Genomic DNA, 14,658 nt, shown 5'->3' on the forward strand with positions numbered 1-14,658 from the left:
CCACCCCCCACAGGAGGCCCCCTCCATGAGTTCACGCCGAATCCCGATGCCCTCGCGGCGCACGCCCATACCCTGGCGCACCAAGGCGGTCGTGGCCGCCCTGGCAGCCGCTCTGCTGACCGGCCCGGGCATCGCGCAGGCCACCCCCCAGGCCACCGCGCAGACCGCACCGGCAGTACGGGACCAGGTGTCGGCGGCGGCGACCATCACCTGGAACCTCGAACGCGCCAGCAACCCGACCGAGGACCAGCGCACGGCCTACGACCTCATCACCAGGGCCATGAACGCCGCGGTGGCCCGCTACAACAACCTCAGCGACCTGGGCAAGACCATCACCGTCCGGTACGACCCGGGCGTGCCCACCGCCGACGGCAACATCAACGGCACCATCCGCTTCGGCAACCGCAGCTATATGAACGAGCGGACCGCGCTGCACGAGATCGCCCACACCATCGGGGTGGGGACGAGCTCGGGCTGGTCACGCCTCGGCGGCAGCGGCACCTGGACCGGTGCGCAGGCCACGGCGCTGGTCAGGCAGTTCGACGGTGCGAGCGCCAAGATCTCCACCGGCGGCGGGCACTTCTGGCCGTACGGCCTGAACTACGACAACGAGTTCTCGAACACGGCGGCCGACCGGCATGTGCAGATCGTCGCCGCGATGGTGCGCGACGGTCTGTGATCCGAGGGCTGGTGCCCGGGGGCCGTGTGGGCTCCCGGGCTTCTTCGTGACGTGATGCGCGCGTCCTAGTGTGTGGAGGGGGCACCGGGCATGGTCCTCCGTCCGATTCTCAAGGAGCAGCGGGCCGTGAACGTCGAGATCCCTCCCTTCCTGCACGAGACCGCCCTCGGACTCGGGGCCGGCGTTCCGTACGCCCTGAAGGTCCTGGCCGGCCGGCTGGCGGAGGACCCGGACATGGGCCGGCCCTCGCAACTGCCGGGCATCCTCACCGTGGTGGTCGACGGCGAACCGTTCGATGACTGCCCCGACCTGGCCGTCGGCTACATCCGGGAGCCCGACTGGATCCAGATCCGGTATGTGAGCCGGGCCGCCGTTCCTGAGCGCGACTCGGACGAGGGGGATGGGGAGGAGGACGAGCAGGGGCAGGAGCAGGTGCGGGCTACGGACCCTGCCGCCGGAGCCGTGGCCGTACGGCAGGTCGCCGACGCCTGGCAGCGCATCGCCGGCTGGCTCCGGGACAACGCGCCCGAGTCCAGCGCCGCCCTGCGCGCCGGTGCCGGTCCCGCCGCCATCGCCGCCGTGGAACAGGAACTCGGGGTTCGGATACCCGTCGAGCTGTGCGTCCTGTGGCTGTTGACCGCGGGCGACGACGGAGTCCGAGACGCGGGGTGCCTTCCGGGCAACCGTGCCCTGATGCCGCTCGACGCCGTGGTCGCCGAGCATCGGTGGAGGTCTGAGGCCCAGGCCCGCGAGGACACCCTCGACGCCGACCGCCCCGACGACGAGCGGACCCCCTTCTGGCGGCCCACCTGGATTCCGGTCGTCTCGCGCGGCGTGAACGACAGCACCTCGGGGCTGTATCTGGACACCGAGACGGGATTTCTGGGCCGCTGGTCCCTCTACAACGACGACTCCGACGACGAACTCGACACGCTGGTCACCTACTTGGAAGAGGCCGCCGACATGCTCGATGCCCCGACTCTGGCCACACGCGACAAGCCCGGTCTGGTGGGCGGGGCTCTGGTGTGGCGCGGCGGGCTCGATGCCGCGCGGCTGGACCGGTGGCGGCCGCTGACCGACACCCCATGAGCGTGTCCGGCGAGGAAGAGCTTGTCGAACGGGTCGACGAGCACGACGAGATCCTGGGTGTCGTCAGTCGAAGCGAAGCCATTCGCCACGGGTGGCTGCACCGGATCGCGACGGTCGTCTGCCGCGACCCCGCCGGACGGACCCTGGTGCACCGCCGCCCCGACCACGCCTCACGTTTCCCGGGCCGGTTCAACTGGATGCTCGGCGGCGCCGTGGAGGTCGGTGAGTCCTACGAGGAGGCCGCCGCACGGGAGTTGGCGGAGGAGCTGGGCGTCCGGGCGTCTCCCGGGCTCGTGTTCAAGTTCCCGTGTGCGGGCGCGATCAGCCCGTACTGGCTCGGCCTGCACGAGGTGGTCGTCTCCGGACCCGTCGAACCCGACCCCGAAGAGATCGCCTGGCACGGCTGGCTGACGGACTCCGAGCTCGCCGACCTCGTTCGCCATGACGACTTCGTCCCCGATGCCCGCGAGGCGTTCGACCGCTACCTCGCCCTGCGGCACCGCGGAAACGCGAGGTGAGAGGCCCTTCGCCGCGAGGGCAGCGGCAGCATCAGTGCTATATGACATGATGCCGACATGACTCATCCATCCCCCCGCCCCGATGTCCTGGTCATCGGGGCAGGCATCGTGGGTGCAGCGTGCGCGTACTACTGCACGGCCGCCGGGCTGCGGGTCGCCGTGGTCGAACGGGGTGCCATCGGCAGTGGGACCACCAGCGCCTGCGAAGGCAACATCCTGGTCTCCGACAAGGAACCCGGACCCGAACTCGACCTGGCCCTGCTGTCCTCCCGGCTGTGGCAGGAGATCGCCGAGGACCTGGGCAGGAGCGCGATCGAGTACGAGGCCAAGGGCGGTGTGGTCGTCGCGGGATCGCGGGAGACGGCCGAGGGACTGCGGCACCTGACGGCGAGACAGCGGACGGCAGGTGTCGACGCGGTCGACATCGGCGCCGACGAGTTGTTCGAGCTGGAGCCCAACGTGACCCGGGAGGCGGTCGGCGGGGCGTTCTACGGCCAGGACGCGCAGGTCCAGCCGACGCTTGCCGCCGCCCGACTGCTGCGCCGGGCCCGGCTGCGCGGGGCGACGGTCCATGTCGGCACCGGTGTCACCGGGTTCGTACGCGACAAGCGGGGTGCCGTCACGGGCGTGCGGACCGACTCCGCCGACGTCCCGGTCCTGCACGCGCGGTGGGTGGTCAACGCCGCGGGGACCTGGGCCGGACAATTGTCCGAACTCGCCGGTGCCCCGGTGCCGGTACTGCCGCGCAAGGGCTTCGTCCTGGTGACCGAACCGCTGCCGCGCGTCGTACGGCACAAGGTGTACACCGCGGAGTACGTGGCCAACGTCGCCAGCAGCGACGCGGGCCTGGAGACCTCGGTCGTGGTCGAGGGAACCCGGGGCGGCACCGTCCTGATCGGCGCCAGCCGCGAGCGGGTCGGCTTCGACCGCCGTATGTCCCTGCCGGTGCTGCGCAAGCTGGCGGCCCAGGCCATCGGCCTCTTCCCGTTCCTCGCCGACATCTCCCTGCTGCGCGGCTACCTGGGCTTCCGTCCCTACTGCCCGGACCATCTGCCCGTCATCGGCCCGGACCCGCGCGCACCCGGTCTGCTGCACGCCTGCGGCCATGAGGGCGCCGGGATCGGGCTGGCCGGCGCGACCGGTCATCTGCTGGCCCAGCAGCTGTCCGGTGAGAAGCCCGATCTGGATTTGACGCCGTTCCGCCCGGACCGCTTCGAGGAGGCGACCCCTTGACCACCGCGCCGTTCAGCTTCATCTTCACCTTCGACGGCGAGCCCGTGCGGGCGCTGTCCGGGCAGAGCGTGGCCGCCGCCCTCATCGCCTCCGGGCGGCGCTCCTGGCGGCACACCCGTACCGAGGGCCGCCCGCGCGGTGTGTTCTGCGGCATCGGCGTGTGCTTCGACTGCCTGGTCACCATCAACGGCCGCCCCAACCACCGCGCCTGCCTCGTCGAGGCCCGCCCCGGAGACACGGTCACCACCCAGGAGGGAACCGGTCATGACGACCTCGCGTGCTGAGCGGGCAGGCGATCCGTACGACATCGCCGTCCTCGGTGCCGGACCGGCCGGCCTGTCGGCGGCCGTCACCGCCGCGGCACAGGGCAGCCGTACGGTGCTGATCGACGCGGGAGCGCGCCCGGGCGGCCAGTACTGGCGTCACCGCGACGGCGACGACGGCGCCCTCCACCACGACTGGAGCCAGTTCCGGCGTCTCCAGCGGGAGTCGGCCGCACACCCTCTGCTCGACCGCCGCTTCGGCCACTCGATCTGGCACGTGGAACGCACGGAAGAAGGCTTCACCGTCCACAGCACCTGCGACGACGAACCCCGCGCCGTCCGCAGCCGGACCGTGATCGTGGCGACCGGCGCCTACGACCGCCAACTGCCCTTCCCCGGCTGGACCACCCCCGGGGTCTTCACCGCGGGAGCGGTCCAGGCCCTCCTCAAGGGCCAGGGCGTCCTGGCCGGCAAGCGCGTCGCCGTCGCCGGCACCGGGCCCTTCCTGCTGCCGGTGGCCGCGGGGCTGGCCGAGGCCGGCGCCACGGTCGTAGGCGTCTTCGAGGCCGGACTGCCCACCGCCTTCGGCAGACACCCGGTCGCCGTGCTGCGCAATCTGCCCAAACTCGCGGAGGGCGCCGACTACTTGAGCACCCTTCTCAAGCACCGCGTCCCCTACCGCACCCGCACCACCGTCGTCGCCGCGCACGGCACCGACAACGTCACCGGCGCCACCGTCGCCCGGCTGGACGACCAGTGGCGGATCGTGCCCGGCAGTGCCCGCGAGATCGACTGCGACACGGTCGCGGTCGGCTACGGCTTCACCCCGCAGACCGAGATCCCCCTGCAACTCGGCTGCGAGATGGCGCTGGACGCCGACGGCAGCCTCGTCGCCCGCGTCGACTCCCGGCAGCGCGGTACCGCCGACGGCGTCTACGTCGCGGGCGAGGCGTGCGGCGTCGGCGGCGCCCAACTCTCCATGGTCGAGGGTGAGTTGGCGGGGCTGCATGCCTCGTACGCGACGAACGGCTCCCGCGTCGACCGCCGGCGTCTGGCCCGGCTGCTGCGGCGGCGGGCGGCCCAGCGGTCCTTCGCGGCGGCCATGCACCAGGCGTATCCGGTGCCGGACGGCTGGCAGAGCTGGCTGGACGAGGACACCCTGGTCTGCCGCTGCGAGGAGGTCACCGCCGGGACGGTCCGTGCGGCGGTCGGCGACCTCGGGGCGAGCGACCCGCGCGCGGTCAAGCTGTACGCCCGCCCCGGCATGGGCCTGTGCCAGGGCCGTGTCTGCGGCTACGCCACCGCCTGTCTCGTCGCCCGCGCCGACGACCGGCGACCCACCGCCGACGACCTGCGCGGCATGGCCGCCCGGCCCGTCGCACAGCCCCTCACTCTCGGCGCTCTCGCCGCCGGATCCGACGACAACAGCGCCTGATCGCAGCGGGTTTGCCCAGGTCACCAGCGGCAGTGACAGGGGCTCGTGACCTGTGTAATGTGATATTGCACTGACTGGACGGCTCCTGCTCCTGCTCCTGCTGATGGCTCCCGACGGCGGCATCAAACGACACGTGGAGGACTCATGACCCGGGCGAAGCCCTGGCACGGCATGCTCGTCGCCACCGCACTCCCCCTGCGCGAGACACCCGACGGCGACCTGGCGGTCGACTTCGACGGCTACGCCGACCACGTCGCCTGGCTCGCCGCCAACGGTTGTGACGGTGTCACACCGAACGGCTCCCTCGGCGAGTACCAGAACCTGTCCGCCGAGGAGCGCGCCCGGGTGGTCACCACCGCTGTGGCCGCCGCCCCCGAAGGCTTCACGGTGATGCCGGGGGTGGCCGCCTACGGCGCGGACGAGGCCCGCCGCTGGGCCGAACAGGCCGGCGAGGCGGGCGCCTCGGCCGTGATGCTGCTCCCGCCGAACTCCTACCGCGCCGACGACCGCGCGGTCGTGGCGCACTACCGCGAGGTCGCCAAGGCCGGCGTGCCGGTGGTCGCCTACAACAACCCGCACGACACCAAGGTCGACCTCGTCCCCGAGCTCCTCGCCGAGCTGTTCGACGAGGGACTGATCGTCGCGGTCAAGGAGTTCTCCGGCGACATCCGCCGCTACTACCGGATCACCGAACTCGCCCCGGGCCTGGACGTCCTGGCCGGCACCGACGACCTGGCCCTGGAGATGGCCGTCGCCGGGTCGCCGGGCTGGATCTCCGGCTACCCCAACGCGCTGCCCCGCGCCTGCGCCGTCCTGTGGGAGGCGGCCGGCAAGGGCGACCTCGCCACCGCGCTCCCTCTGTACCGCATCCTGCACCCGCTGCTGCGCTGGGACTCGCGCACCGAGTTCGTACAGGCCATCAAGCTCAGCATGGACCTCGTCGGCCGCTACGGCGGGCCCTGCCGCCAGCCCCGTCTGCCGCTCACCCCCGAGCACGAGGCGCTGGTGCGCACCGCGACCGAGAAGGCCATCGCGGAAGGGCTCGCCTGACCATGCGCAGCAACCGGGTCTTCCACGCCGTCGACTCCCACACGGAGGGGATGCCGACCCGTGTCGTCACCGGTGGCGTCGGAGTCGTCCCCGGAGCCACCATGTTCGACCGGCGCCGGTACTTCATCGACCACCTCGACCACATCCGCCGGCTTCTGATGAACGAGCCGCGCGGCCACTCGGCGATGAGCGGGGCGATCCTCCAGCCGCCGACCCGGCCGGACGCGGACTTCGGCGTCCTCTACATCGAGACCTCCGGCTGTCTGCCCATGTGCGGGCACGGCACGATCGGTGTCGCCACGGTCCTGGTGGAGACCGGCATGGTCGAGGTCGCGGAGCCGGTCACGACGATCCGGCTGGACACCCCGGCCGGGCTCGTCGTCGTCGACGTCCGGGTGGCGGACGGCTCCGCCAAGGCGGTCACCCTGCGCAACGTCCCCTCGTTCGCGCTCGCGCTGGACCGGACCGTCAAGGTCGCCCCGTGGGGCGAGATCGCCTACGACATGGCCTTCGGCGGCAACTTCTACGCCATCGTCGAGCTGGACGCCCTCGGGATCCCCTTCGAACGGGCCCACAAGAACCGGCTCATGGAGGCGGGCCTCGCCATCATGGCGGCCGTCAACGAACAGGACCGGCCCGTCCATCCCGGCAACCCCGAGATCAACGGCGTCCACCACGTCTACCTGGCCGCCCCCGGATCCACCGCCGCCCACTCCCGGCACGCGATGGTCATCCACCCCGGCATGTTCGACCGCTCCCCCTGTGGCACGGGCACCAGCGCCCGCATGGCCCAGCTGCACGCGCGCGGACTCCTGCCGCTGAACACCGAGTTCCGCAACGAGTCGTTCATCGGCACGCACTTCATCGGCGAACTCGTCGAGGAGACCGAGGTTGCCGGCCACCGTGCGGTCGTCCCCACGGTCACCGGCCGGGCCTGGATCACCGGCACCGCCCAGTACATGTACGACCCGGACGATCCCTTCCCGCAAGGGTTCGAGCTGTGACCGCCCTGTGCGCACCCCGCCGGCAGCGATGTCGGCGGGGTGCACGGAAACATGCGATACATCACATAGCGCCGGGCGGTTAGCATGACCCCGCCACCGCTCACGTCGAAGTAGAGCGTGGAACGATCCCGCCGCCGACAGTGAGGAAGCCAGCCATGAGCACGGACGACGGCACCACCGTGAACCTGCCTTCGTTCCGTGGCCGCCGGAACCTCCGGCAGGAGATCACCGAGACCCTGCGCGGAGCGGTCATCGCGGGCGAGATGACACCGGGCGTCGTCTATTCCGCGCCCAGCCTCGCGGAACAGTTCGGCGTCTCCCCCACCCCCGTGCGCGAGGCGCTGCTCGACCTCGCCAAGGAGGGCCTCGTCGAAGTCGTCCGCAACAAGGGCTTCCGGGTCACGGCGCTCTCCGCGAAGGAACTCGACGACATCACCGAACTCCGGGCACTCATCGAGCCGCCCACCGTCCGCCGTATCACCGAACAGGGCGTGTCCGCGAAGACCATCAAGCAGCTGCGTCCCCTCGCCGCAGGCATCGAAAAGGCGGCGGCGCGCCGGGACTTCATCGCGCACGTCACCATCGACATGCAGTTCCACCTCGCCCTGCTGGAACTGGCCGGCAACCCCCGCCTGCTCGAGACCGTGCGGTCGCTGCGGACCAGTTCCCGCATCTACGGCCTGCGTGAACTCCCCGACGGAGACGCCCTGTTCGACTCCTCCCACGAGCACGCCGAGCTGCTCGACCTCATCGAGGCCGGTGACGCGGACGGCGCGGAGGCCCTGATGCGCCGTCACATCGGCCATGTGCGAGGCATCTGGAGCGAGAAGAACATCGCCGAGGACCCCAGCTGACCTCCGGCGAGGCCGGAAATCGATGAATGCCCGAGAACATCCGCACCCGCTGACACCCTCAGGCTCCTCGAACATCCGGGATCACGCCAATGTCGCCACACGGCACCTCCCGGGCAACGGGCACCGCGCGGCCCCCGCCGATCACCCGTGCCCTCCCCGTGCCTGCACAGATGCACTCCCACCGGACACTTCACGCGGCAGTCACATCTCTCTCACATCTGGCACACATTCGGCCGATCGTCCGCCCATGCCCCTGCGTACGGCAGACGGCGGGCAGGTCGCCTGCCTAACCTCCCGGGCCATGCGATCACCACGTATGAGACGCCTGGGTCTCACCACCGTTCTCGGTCTGTTCCTCGCGTTCTTCGGCCTGGCCCCCGGCGCGAGCGCGGCCGACCCCGCGCCGGCCGGCCTCACGTTCGCCACCGACGCCGCGACCACGACACCCGGCGGCACGGTGCAGCTCTCCATGACGCTGACCAACAACAAGACGTACGACGTCCTGTTCGTCTACCAGACGATCGAGCCCACCTGGCTCACCACCCAGCGCCCCGACCTGAAGTACAGCTTCACCGGCTGCACCCTCGCCACGGCCACGGGCAGCACCCCGTGCGCCGGGACCGGCCCGAGCAACCTCGGCGCGAACTACGGGGCCACCATCCCGCCCGGACAGAGCCGGACCGTCACGCTGACCCTCCAGGTCGCCGCCGACTCGGGCTGCAACGGCAACATCGGCTTCTACTCGTACTACTACGCCGAGTTCAGCGACACGACGAACACCAGCGGCGGCCCGGTCTTCACGCCGGAGACCCGGGTGCTCTGCGCCTGACCCCGCCCCGCCCCCTCGAACGGATACGCCGACGCCCCGCGCAGGTACCTGACCTGCGCGGGGCGACACGCGGTCGGATCAGGCGAGTTCCACCAGGAGATCGCCGCCCTCGACCTGCTGTATCGGGTTGATGGCAAGTCGGGCCACCCGGCCGGACTTCGCGGCGGTGATCGAGGCCTCCATCTTCATCGCCTCGATGGTGGCCACCGTCGCACCGGCCTCCACCTCCTCGCCCTCGGACACGGTGAGGGTGACCACGCCGGCGAAGGGCGCCGCGACATGCCCGGGGTTGGCCCGGTCCGCCTTCTCCGTCACCGGGACGTCCGAGGCGGCCGCCCGGTCGCGGACCTGGATCGGGCGCAACTGGCCGTTCAGGGACGACATCACGGTGCGCATGCCGCGCTCGTCCGCGTCGCCGACGGCCTGGAGCTCGATCAGCAGCCGCACCCCGCGTTCGAGGTCGACGGCGTACTCCTTGCCCGGGCGCAGCCCGTAGAAGAAGTCCTTGCTGTCGAGCACGCTGGTGTCGCCGTAGGTGTCGCGGTGGGTCTCGAACTCGCGGGTCGGTGCCGGGAAGAGCAGCCGGTTGAGCGTCTCGCGCCGCTCCTTCGCCAGCCCTTCGCGGTCGTCGGCGGTCAGTTCCCGCACGGGCTTGGCCTCGGCGCGGCCCTTCAGCGCCTTGCTGCGGAACGGCTCGGGCCAGCCGCCGGGCGGGGTGCCCAGCTCGCCGCGGAGGAAGCCGATGACGGAGTCGGGGATGTCGAAGCGGTCCGGATCCGACTCGAAGTCCGCCGGGGACACACCGGCGCCCACCAGGTGCAGCGCCAGGTCGCCGACCACCTTGGAGGAGGGGGTCACCTTCACCAGGCGGCCCAGCATCCGGTCGGCGGCGGCGTACATCGCCTCGATGTCCTCGAAGCGGTCGCCCAGGCCCAGCGCGACCGCCTGGGTGCGCAGGTTGGAGAGCTGGCCGCCGGGGATCTCGTGGTGGTAGACGCGGCCGGTCGGCGAGGCGAGGCCCGCCTCGAAGGGGGCGTAGACCTTGCGCACGCTCTCCCAGTACGGCTCCAGGTCGCCGACGGCCTGGAGGTCGAGGCCGGTGGGCCGTTCGGAGTGGTCGGTGGCGGCGACGATCGCGGAGAGCGACGGCTGCGACGTGGTACCGGCCAGGGACGCCACGGCCCCGTCCACCGCGTCCGCGCCGGCCTGGATCGCGGCGAGGTAGGTGGCGAGCTGGCCGCCCGCGGTGTCGTGGGTGTGGATGTGCACCGGCAGGTCGAACTCCCGGCGCAGGGCCGACACCAGCTTCGCGGCGGCCGGTGCCCGCAGCAGTCCGGCCATGTCCTTGACGGCCAGGACGTGGGCGCCCGCGTCCACGATCTGCTCGGCGAGCCGCAGGTAGTAGTCCAGGGTGTACAGCTTCTCCGCCGGGTCGGACAGGTCGGAGGTGTAGCACAGGGCCACCTCCGCGACGGCCGTACCGGTCTCCCGTACGGCCTCGATGGCGGGCCGCATCTGGTCGACGTCGTTGAGGGCGTCGAAGATGCGGAAGATGTCGATACCGGTGGCCGCGGCCTCCTGCACGAAGGCGTCGGTCACCTCGGTGGGATACGGGGTGTAGCCCACGGTGTTGCGGCCGCGCAGCAGCATCTGCAGACAGATGTTGGGTGCGGCCTCCCGCAGGGCGGCCAGCCGCTCCCACGGGTCCTCGGCGAGGAAGCGCAGGGCGACGTCGTAGGTGGCGCCGCCCCAGCACTCCAGGGACAGCAGTTGGGGCAGGGTGCGGGCCACGACCGGGGCGACGGCGAGCATGTCCTTGGTGCGTACCCGGGTGGCGAGCAGCGACTGGTGGGCGTCGCGGAACGTGGTGTCGGTGACGCCGATGGTCGGCGAGGCGCGCAGCCAGCTCGCGAAGCCCTCCGGGCCGAGTTCGGCGAGCTTCTGCCGGGATCCGGCCGCCGGTTCACCGGCCGGCAGCGCGGGCAGCTTGGTCAACGGGTCGATGAGGTCGGGCCGTTCGCCGTGCGGCTTGTTGACGGTGACGTCGGCGAGGTAGGTGAGCAGCTTGGTACCGCGGTCGGCGGAGTGCCGGGCGGTGAGCAGGTGCGGGCGCCGCTCGATGAACGAGGTGGTGACCCGGCCGGCCTGGAAGTCGGGGTCGTCCAGCACCGCCTGGAGGAAGGGGATGTTGGTGGCCACGCCGCGGATGCGGAACTCGGCGACGGCGCGCCGGGCGCGGCCCACCGCGGCGGCGAAGTCCCGGCCCCGGCAGGTGAGCTTCACCAGCATCGAGTCGAAGTGCGCGCTGATCTCCGTACCGGCGTGCGTGGTGCCGCCGTCGAGGCGGATGCCCGAGCCGCCCGGCGAGCGGTAGGCGCTGATGCGGCCGGTGTCCGGGCGGAAGCCGTTCGCCGGGTCCTCGGTGGTGATACGGCACTGGAGGGCGGCGCCGCGCAGGGTGACGGTCTCCTGGGCGAGGCCGAGGTCGGCGAGGGTCTCGCCAGCGGCGATACGCAGCTGCGACTGGACCAGGTCGACGTCGGTGACCTCCTCGGTCACCGTGTGCTCGACCTGGATGCGCGGGTTCATCTCGATGAAGACGTGGTTGCCCTCGCGGTCGAGGAGGAACTCCACGGTGCCGGCGTTGCGGTAGCCGATCTGCTCGGCGAAGCGCACGGCGTCGGCGCAGATGCGGTCGCGCAGGGCGGGATCGAGGTTCGGGGCGGGGGCGAGTTCGATCACCTTCTGGTGGCGGCGCTGCACCGAGCAGTCCCGCTCGAAGAGGTGGATGACGTTGCCCTGGCCGTCGGCGAGGATCTGCACCTCGATGTGGCGGGGCTCGACGACGGCCTTCTCCAGGAAGACCGTGGGGTCGCCGAACGCGGACGCCGCCTCGCGTGAGGCGGCCTCGATGGCCTCCCGCAGCTGCGCGGGTTCCTCGACGCGGCGCATGCCGCGCCCGCCGCCGCCCGCGACCGCCTTGACGAAGACGGGGAATCCGATCTCCTCGGCGGCGGCGACGAGCGCGTCCACGTCGTTGGAGGGTTCGGAGGAACCCAGCACCGGTACACCCGCCGCGCGGGCCGCGGCCACCGCACGCGCCTTGTTCCCGGTCAGCTCCAGGATGTCCGCGCTCGGCCCGACGAACGTGATGCCCGCCTCTTCGCACGCCCGGGCCAGATCGGGGTTCTCGGACAGGAAGCCGTACCCCGGGTAGACGGCGTCGGCGCCCGCGCGGCGGGCCGCGCGGACGATCTCCTCCACGGAGAGGTAGGCCCGCACCGGGTGTCCGGGCCGGCCGATCTCGTAGGCCTCGTCGGCTTTCAGCCGGTGCAGGGAGTTGCGGTCCTCGTGCGGGAAGACGGCGACGGTGCGCGCCCCCAGCTCGTAGCCCGCGCGGAACGCGCGAATCGCGATCTCACCGCGGTTGGCTACCAGCACCTTGCGGAACATCCTTGATCCCTTCAGCCTGCCGGTGACGAATCACCCAATGGTGTCGGCGGCGCCCCGCTCACGCCATGTGAGCCGGGCCACTTGCGGCCTACTCTGTCCTTGAGCCTCCTGTGGTCAAGGGTGGTGAAGCGAGGTGCCCTGATGGCCAGCGCGAGTCACCGCGGTGCACGTGCCCACGAAGTGATCGGTGAAACACCTGATCGGGACACGTACGCGGTCGGGCATGCCGGGGTGTTCCGGGATCTGCTGCCGCTCGCGCTGTGGGTGGTCGACGCCGAGGGGCGGCTGGCGCAGTGGTCGCTGGCCGCGCAGGACCTGCTCGGTCACACGCCGGAGGAGATGGTGGGCCGGGACGCCCGGAGTGTCCTCGTGCCCGAGGAGAACCTGGAGCTGGCCGACCGGCTGGCGCGGGCGGTGCGGTCGGGGGCTGCCGTGGTGGCCCGGCTGCCGGTCCGGCATCGCGACGGGTCCGTGGTCGACATGGAGATGTGGCACTGTCCGATCACGGACGAGCGGGGGCGGGCGGGTGTGCTGGCCATCGCGGCGGAGACCTCCGCCGTGGAGCGGATGCGCGATGCGCTGGCCGCGCTGGAGGGCCTGTTCACCCAGTCCCCGATCGGTCTGGCCATGCTCGGCCCCGACCTGCGGTTCCTCCGCGTGAACGAGGCGCTGGCCCGGATCGACGGCGTGCCGGTGGCCGAGCACGTCGGCCGACGCGTCACCGAGGTCGCCCCCGGTGCCGGTGCGCTGGAGTCGGTCATGCGGCAGGTCCTGGAGCGCGGTGAGGCCGTGGTCGACTTCCGCTACACCTCCGGCGCGTCGGATCCGCAGCGGACCCGGACGTGGTCCTGCTCCTACGCCCCGTTGCTCGGCGGGACCGGCCGGCGGGTGGGCGTGATCGCCTCGCTGATCGACATCTCCGAGGGGCAGCGGGCCCATCTGGAGGCGGAGCGGGCCCGGCAGCGCCTCGCGCTGCTGGCGGAGGCGGGTACCCAGATGGGCTCCACCCTGGATCTGACACAGACGGCGCAGGAGGTGGTCCGCGTCCTGGTGCCCCGGCTGGCGGACTCCGCCGACGTGCAGCTGCTGGAGGAGGCGATGGCCCCGGACGAGACGGCCGCTTCGGCGCACGGGGTGGTCCGCCGGGCCGCGGTGACCTTCACCGATCCGGCCGCTCCGGCCGACCACCTCGCGGTCGGCATGACCGTTCAGGTGCCGCCCGACTCGGTGTACGAGCAGGTCATCAGCGCGGGCCGGCCGATGAACCTCTATCTGGGCGACATCGGCCGGCTGATCCCCGAACGCGGCGCCGACCGGCTGCGGGACTTCCTGTACGCCCGGGTGGGCTCGGCTCGTCTGGTGCCGCTGGTGGCCCGGGGCACCGTGCTCGGCGCGGTGGTGGTGACCCGGACCCGTGAGCGTGAGCCCTTCGACGACCAGGACACGCTGCTGATCGACGAGCTGGTCGCCCGGGCGGCGCTGAACATCGACAACGCACGCATGTACGGCAGGGAGCGCGACGCCGCGCTCACCCTCCAGCGCAGCCTGATGAACCCGTCGCTGCCCACGGTCAGCGGGCTGGAGCTCACCGGGCGCTATCTGCCGGCCGGTGACCACGAGGTCGGCGGCGACTGGTTCGACGCCGTCGCCCTGTCGGGCGGCCGCACCGCCCTGGTGATCGGGGACGTGATGGGGCACGGCATCCACGCGGCGGCGGTCATGGGCCAGCTGCGCACCGCCGTACGGACCCTGGCCCGCCGGGACACCCCGCCCGACGAGCTGCTGCGCGCCCTGGACGCCGCGGTGGCGGACCTGGGCGACAACGAGATGGCCACCTGTCTGTACGCCGTTCACGATCCGGCCACCGGCCACTGTCTGGTCGCCAGGGCGGGGCACCCCCCGCCCGTGATCGCCGACGCGCGCGGAGAGGTCGCCTTTCTGGAGGGGGCCGCGGGCCCGCCGCTGGGTGTGGGCCGGCAGGACTGGGAGGTCCAACGGGTGGTCCTCGCGCCGGGCAGCCTCCTGGTGGCCTACACCGACGGTCTGATCGAGACCCGGGGCACCGACCTCGACCAGGGCATGCGCCGTCTGGCGCAGGCGCTGCGGCACCCGGGCGGTCCGCTGGACCGGATCTGCGACGGCCTCCTGGCCCATGTCATGCCCGAGGTGGCCGACGACGACGTGGCGGTGCTCCTCGCCCGGATCCTGTCCCGCTGACGCTGGCGAAGCGCGCTGTGCCCACCCGACCGAT

The 14,658-nt window shown here is 71.8% G+C and carries 12 protein-coding genes; 11 read left to right on the top strand and 1 reads right to left on the bottom strand.

Annotation, left to right across the window (positions count from 1 at the left end):
* Window positions 1–46 precede the first annotated feature (46 nt).
* The 10 genes from L0P92_RS18170 (at window position 47) to L0P92_RS18215 (ending at window position 8,954) form a co-directional block, all read left to right on the top strand.
* A complete protein-coding gene (locus tag L0P92_RS18170; protein WP_234763818.1) occupies window positions 47–679 on the top strand; it encodes a hypothetical protein in 633 nt (210 codons plus the stop codon).
* Between the two features lie 90 nt (window positions 680–769).
* Window positions 770–1,768 carry an SMI1/KNR4 family protein gene (locus tag L0P92_RS18175; RefSeq protein ID WP_234763789.1) on the top strand — a complete coding sequence of 333 codons (999 nt, stop codon included), beginning with the start codon at window positions 770–772 and terminating at the stop codon, window positions 1,766–1,768.
* The gene (locus L0P92_RS18180; protein WP_234763790.1) at window positions 1,765–2,286 is read left to right on the top strand and encodes an NUDIX hydrolase; all 522 of its coding nucleotides are present in this window, start codon (window positions 1,765–1,767) and stop codon (window positions 2,284–2,286) included. Before L0P92_RS18175 ends, L0P92_RS18180 begins: the two co-directional genes overlap by 4 nt.
* Window positions 2,287–2,343: 57 nt before the next feature.
* Window positions 2,344–3,519: an NAD(P)/FAD-dependent oxidoreductase gene (locus tag L0P92_RS18185; RefSeq protein WP_234763791.1), complete on the top strand. Its 1,176-nt coding sequence runs from the start codon at window positions 2,344–2,346 to the stop codon at window positions 3,517–3,519.
* Entirely contained in the window at window positions 3,516–3,803 is a 288-nt protein-coding gene (locus L0P92_RS18190; protein WP_234763792.1) for a (2Fe-2S)-binding protein, read from the top strand. Before L0P92_RS18185 ends, L0P92_RS18190 begins: the two co-directional genes overlap by 4 nt.
* Window positions 3,784–5,217, top strand: a complete 1,434-nt coding sequence (locus L0P92_RS18195) for an FAD-dependent oxidoreductase (RefSeq protein WP_234763793.1) — start codon at window positions 3,784–3,786, stop codon at window positions 5,215–5,217. Before L0P92_RS18190 ends, L0P92_RS18195 begins: the two co-directional genes overlap by 20 nt.
* A gap of 144 nt (window positions 5,218–5,361) precedes the next feature.
* Complete coding sequence (locus L0P92_RS18200; RefSeq protein WP_234763794.1) at window positions 5,362–6,267, top strand: dihydrodipicolinate synthase family protein; 906 nt, start codon at window positions 5,362–5,364, stop codon at window positions 6,265–6,267.
* 2 nt (window positions 6,268–6,269) lie between these two features.
* Entirely contained in the window at window positions 6,270–7,271 is a 1,002-nt protein-coding gene (locus L0P92_RS18205; protein ID WP_234763795.1) for a proline racemase family protein, read from the top strand.
* A 155-nt stretch (window positions 7,272–7,426) separates the two neighbouring features.
* Complete coding sequence (locus tag L0P92_RS18210) at window positions 7,427–8,125, top strand: GntR family transcriptional regulator (RefSeq protein WP_234763796.1); 699 nt, start codon at window positions 7,427–7,429, stop codon at window positions 8,123–8,125.
* Window positions 8,126–8,441: 316 nt separating this feature from the next.
* Entirely contained in the window at window positions 8,442–8,954 is a 513-nt protein-coding gene (locus tag L0P92_RS18215; RefSeq protein ID WP_234763797.1) for a COG1361 family protein, read from the top strand.
* A 78-nt stretch (window positions 8,955–9,032) separates the two neighbouring features.
* On the opposite strand, the gene L0P92_RS18220 is transcribed toward L0P92_RS18215, so the two are convergent.
* Window positions 9,033–12,407 (bottom strand): pyruvate carboxylase, encoded by a 3,375-nt coding sequence (locus L0P92_RS18220; protein WP_234763798.1) that lies wholly within the window; start codon window positions 12,405–12,407, stop codon window positions 9,033–9,035.
* Window positions 12,408–12,548: 141 nt separating this feature from the next.
* Here L0P92_RS18220 and L0P92_RS18225 point away from each other — a divergent pair, with 141 nt between their 5' ends.
* The gene (locus L0P92_RS18225) at window positions 12,549–14,624 is read left to right on the top strand and encodes a SpoIIE family protein phosphatase (RefSeq protein ID WP_234763799.1); all 2,076 of its coding nucleotides are present in this window, start codon (window positions 12,549–12,551) and stop codon (window positions 14,622–14,624) included.
* Window positions 14,625–14,658: the final 34 nt, after the last annotated feature.

Origin of the sequence: Streptomyces muensis, from assembly GCF_021474425.1 — a bacterium.
Lineage (GTDB): Bacteria > Actinomycetota > Actinomycetes > Streptomycetales > Streptomycetaceae > Streptomyces > Streptomyces muensis.

Excerpts from the sequence above, each read along its gene's own strand:
- L0P92_RS18170 (WP_234763818.1), top strand. The coding sequence starts at position 47 with ATGCCCTCGCGGCGCACGCCCATACCCTGGCGCACCAAGGCGGTCGTG.
- L0P92_RS18175 (WP_234763789.1), top strand. The coding sequence starts at position 770 with ATGGTCCTCCGTCCGATTCTCAAGGAGCAGCGGGCCGTGAACGTCGAG.
- L0P92_RS18180 (WP_234763790.1), top strand. The coding sequence starts at position 1,765 with ATGAGCGTGTCCGGCGAGGAAGAGCTTGTCGAACGGGTCGACGAGCAC.
- L0P92_RS18185 (WP_234763791.1), top strand. The coding sequence starts at position 2,344 with ATGACTCATCCATCCCCCCGCCCCGATGTCCTGGTCATCGGGGCAGGC.
- L0P92_RS18195 (WP_234763793.1), top strand. The coding sequence starts at position 3,784 with ATGACGACCTCGCGTGCTGAGCGGGCAGGCGATCCGTACGACATCGCC.
- L0P92_RS18200 (WP_234763794.1), top strand. The coding sequence starts at position 5,362 with ATGACCCGGGCGAAGCCCTGGCACGGCATGCTCGTCGCCACCGCACTC.
- L0P92_RS18205 (WP_234763795.1), top strand. The coding sequence starts at position 6,270 with ATGCGCAGCAACCGGGTCTTCCACGCCGTCGACTCCCACACGGAGGGG.
- L0P92_RS18210 (WP_234763796.1), top strand. The coding sequence starts at position 7,427 with ATGAGCACGGACGACGGCACCACCGTGAACCTGCCTTCGTTCCGTGGC.
- L0P92_RS18215 (WP_234763797.1), top strand. The coding sequence starts at position 8,442 with ATGAGACGCCTGGGTCTCACCACCGTTCTCGGTCTGTTCCTCGCGTTC.
- L0P92_RS18220 (WP_234763798.1), bottom strand. The coding sequence starts at position 12,407 with ATGTTCCGCAAGGTGCTGGTAGCCAACCGCGGTGAGATCGCGATTCGC.
- L0P92_RS18225 (WP_234763799.1), top strand. The coding sequence starts at position 12,549 with ATGGCCAGCGCGAGTCACCGCGGTGCACGTGCCCACGAAGTGATCGGT.